General features: G+C 68.5%; 2 protein-coding genes and 2 pseudogenes. 2 read left to right on the forward strand and 2 right to left on the reverse strand.

The genetic code is table 11. The features are described 5' to 3' along the window. Nucleotides 1-137: pseudogene (locus AC067Z_RS38665) on the forward strand (S8 family peptidase); the annotation flags it as partial. Nucleotides 138-830: 693 nt separating this feature from the next. On the opposite strand, the pseudogene AC067Z_RS38670 reads toward AC067Z_RS38665, so the two are convergent. After that, a pseudogene (locus AC067Z_RS38670) lies at nucleotides 831-1,411 on the reverse strand (ATP-binding protein); the annotation flags it as partial. Further along, entirely contained in the window at nucleotides 1,390-1,584 is a 195-nt protein-coding gene (locus AC067Z_RS38675; protein ID WP_478794325.1) for a hypothetical protein, read from the reverse strand. The gene AC067Z_RS38675 and the pseudogene AC067Z_RS38670, both read right to left, overlap by 22 nt. Before the next feature lie 141 nt (nucleotides 1,585-1,725). Here AC067Z_RS38675 and AC067Z_RS38680 point away from each other — a divergent pair, with 141 nt between their 5' ends. Then, nucleotides 1,726-3,225: a serine/threonine-protein kinase gene (locus AC067Z_RS38680; RefSeq protein ID WP_478794326.1), complete on the forward strand. Its 1,500-nt coding sequence runs from the start codon at nucleotides 1,726-1,728 to the stop codon at nucleotides 3,223-3,225. Nucleotides 3,226-3,298: the final 73 nt, after the last annotated feature.

Here is a 3,298-nt window from a genome sequence, read left to right on the forward strand (position 1 = left end):
CAGCGGTCTACCTCGCCGGGCACCAGGACGCCGCCCCGGCGGACGTCGCCAAGGCGCTCACCGACGGCGCCACGCCCGACAAGATCACCAACCCGGGTACAGCCACCCCCAACAAGCTGCTGAAGATCCTCGAGTAGTACCCCATGCCCTCCCCCGGCGACGCAGGAACCGCCCTGCGTCGCCGGGGCCCATCGCATCCGCCCATCCTCCCCCGCGGAGAGAGCTGCCCCGGCCCGATGGAACCCGAGAACGGGATTGCCGGTTGGCCTTGAGGGCCCCGGTCCAGACGGCAACCACGCGCTTGCCGGCGCGGGCTGCGGGCCCGCGCCCGTCCACACTGGCCGAGCCCTCCAGCGACCGGACTGCGCCGGTTCGCCGCCCTGCACGCCAAGGCGACCCGGGTGCGAGAGCGGGCCTCCTGCCAGTGCTCGGCGCAGAGTTGCTTCTTGCCGGCCGGGCACGCGACAGTGTCGCCAAAGGCGCCCCCCACCCCAACCGTGAACTGATTCTCCACGATCTCGTAGTCGGTGAAGCCTGTGCTGGTGGGGGGAGTCGTCGTTGCCGTCTGTTGGCAGGACGTCGACTGGTGTCGGTTGCCGACGGCGCGAAGACCCGCCAATAAAGTGAGACGGGAACCGACTCCTACCGACTCGCCAGCACCCGAGCACGCGCCGAGGAGTCGGCCAAGGCCGGCTGATTGCTGCCGCTACCGCCTCCACGGCCCCGCCGCCCTCCGGTCGGCGGGGCCGTCGGCCGGACGTCACGCTTGCTCATCGACCAGTCCGAAGTCTTGAGGGAAGGCCTCAAAGCCTGTGCTCTGAATAACTGAAGAAGAGGAGTTCGGCGCCGCGGCGGCCGAGTTCCATGTAGCCGAGCTCATCAATGCAGAGCAGGTCGACGCGGCCGTAGCGGGCGATGGTCTTGGTCAGCTGCTTCTCGTCGGCGGCCTCGACGAGCTCGTTGACCAACTTCGTCGCCAGCACGTACTTGACCCGGTAGCCGGCCATCGCGGCCTCGGTTCCCAGGCGCGATCAGCAGGTGGGACTTGCCGGTTCCGGAGTCGCCGATCAGGCAGAGCGGCTGACTCTTCTTGATCCACTCGCAGCTGGCGAGGGTGTGGATGGCGGCCGCGTCGAGGTTGGGGTTCGCGTCAAAGTCGAAGGCCCGCAGAGACTTGTCCCCGGGGGAATCCGGCCGCCTTGATCCGCCGCTCCGAACGGCGCCGGGACCGGTCGTCGCACTCGGCCATCAGGAGTTCGGTGAGGAAGCCGCGGTAGGTCATCTGGTCCTTCATCGCCCGGTCGGCGATGTCGGCGAACTCGTTCCTGATCGACGGAAGCCGCAGCAGGCGGCAGGCGGTATCGATGGCCGTGGTGCCGGCCTGCTCGGTCAATCCTCGCTGGAGGGGCAGGGTCCCTGTGTTTCTCCCTCGCGGTGTTCACCGCCGCTGCCGCGACGGCGTCCGAGCAGTTGGTCGTAGTGGTCACCGAGGGCAGCGGCCCGGAGGTACATCACGGGTTTCTCCGACAGCTCGTACCCCATTCTCCGGCTGTTCGGTCCGGCGACGCGTCGGGCGTCATCCACCTTGCGATGCTCATGGGCCAGTGCGGTGAGTTGTTCGTTTGGGGGCCTTCCATGTTTGACGCTGTTACGGACGGTCGGCAGCCCGAACCAGAACGAGGGGTGACTCACTCAGCTAGGCGATGCGGGAGCGACTCGCCAGAGATGTCCACCGGCATGTCCCGGGGCGGGCGCCATAGTTTATGCGGCATGACTGAGGTCGATGGCGATGCGGCGCGGGTGATTGCAGGGCGCTACAGACTGCGGCAACGGCTCGGAGCGGGTGGAATGGGGCGGGTGTGGCTCGCTCATGACGACGTACTGGATTGCGATGTCGCACTCAAGGAGATCGACATCGCGCCGCACCTACCCGAGGACGAGGTGAGTTCCCGGGTGGGCAGGGCCCGTGGTGAGGCCCGGCATGCCGCCCGGCTGCGGAACCATCCGAACGTCGCGACGGTGCACGACATCGTCGAGCAGGACGGCCTGCCGTGGATCGTCATGGAGTACGTGCCCGGCGCGATGGATCTCGAAGCCGTGGTGCACGCGCGTGGGCCTCTTCCCCCCTCGGCGGTCGCGACCGTCGGACTGGGCGTGCTCGCGGCGCTCGCAGAAGGCCATCGGCTCGGCATCCTGCACCGGGACGTCAAGCCGGCCAACATTCTGCTGACCAGCGGCAGCCACCTGCCCGGGCAGTCCGGCGGGTTCGGCCAGGTGATGCTCGCCGACTACGGCATCTCCCTCGAACCGGCCTCCGACGAGCCGCGGCTCACCGGGAAGTCATACATCGCGGGAACTCCGGGCTATGTGGCGCCGGAGCGGGTGCGCGGAAGGCCACCGACTGCGGAATCGGATCTCTTCTCCCTCGGCGCCACGTTGTTCTTTGCGGCTGTCGGCAGAGGCCCCTTCGCCACCGAGACCGGGGCGGCCGCGCTGACGGCGCCTTTGGTCGAGGAGCCGAAGCTGCCCCCGCACATCTCCCAGGAATTGGCGCGTGTTGTCGACAGCCTGTTGGCCAGGAATCCGGCAGAGAGGATGCCCAGCGGGGAGGCGATGACGATCCTCACCGGTCTCGCCGCGCACAGCCCCACGCAGCCGGCCGGGGCGCGGCCCGCCACCGTTACGGAGCACGGGCCGACCGGCCCGGACACGTCCGGTGAGCCGGGCGCGGCGGTCCGCCGGCCGAAGCGGCGAGCCCTGATGGTCGCACTCGCCGCAGGCGCCGTGGTGCTGCTGGGCGGCGGACTGTGGGCAGGGGCAGCATTGTTGAGGTCGGAGGATCCGCAGCGGCCGACCGGGACGGTGCCGCCCTACGGCAACGCGGTCGGCTTGACGAAGGAACTCGAGCGGGGCGCCTGTGTCTCCGCCGTGTGGAGTGGCAAGAAGTTCGAGGGGCTGCCTCGCCTTGAATCCGTGGACTGCGTCAAGGGATTCCCGGACGGGCAAGTGGTTTTCACCCACGAACCCGACTCTCCGGACGATGCCGCGCGCAACGGCGACGCAGTGTGCGGGGCTCTGCTCAAGAACACCGTGAGGACGATGGCCGACGCCCGGTCGTACGCCGTTCCGCCGAGCAAGGAGGGCTGGGAGAGCGGGGTGCGGGCTATGCCGTGTCTGGTCGCCAACAAGTCCACACCGCTCATTGAACCGTTCCGGGTTCGGTAGAGACTTCAGATTGTGGTTGTGACCTGGGGTTTCGGGGTTGCGCGGTAGTAGCTGGTCTCGTATTCGACGGGTG

Source organism: Streptomyces sp. NPDC043812, assembly GCF_056436245.1.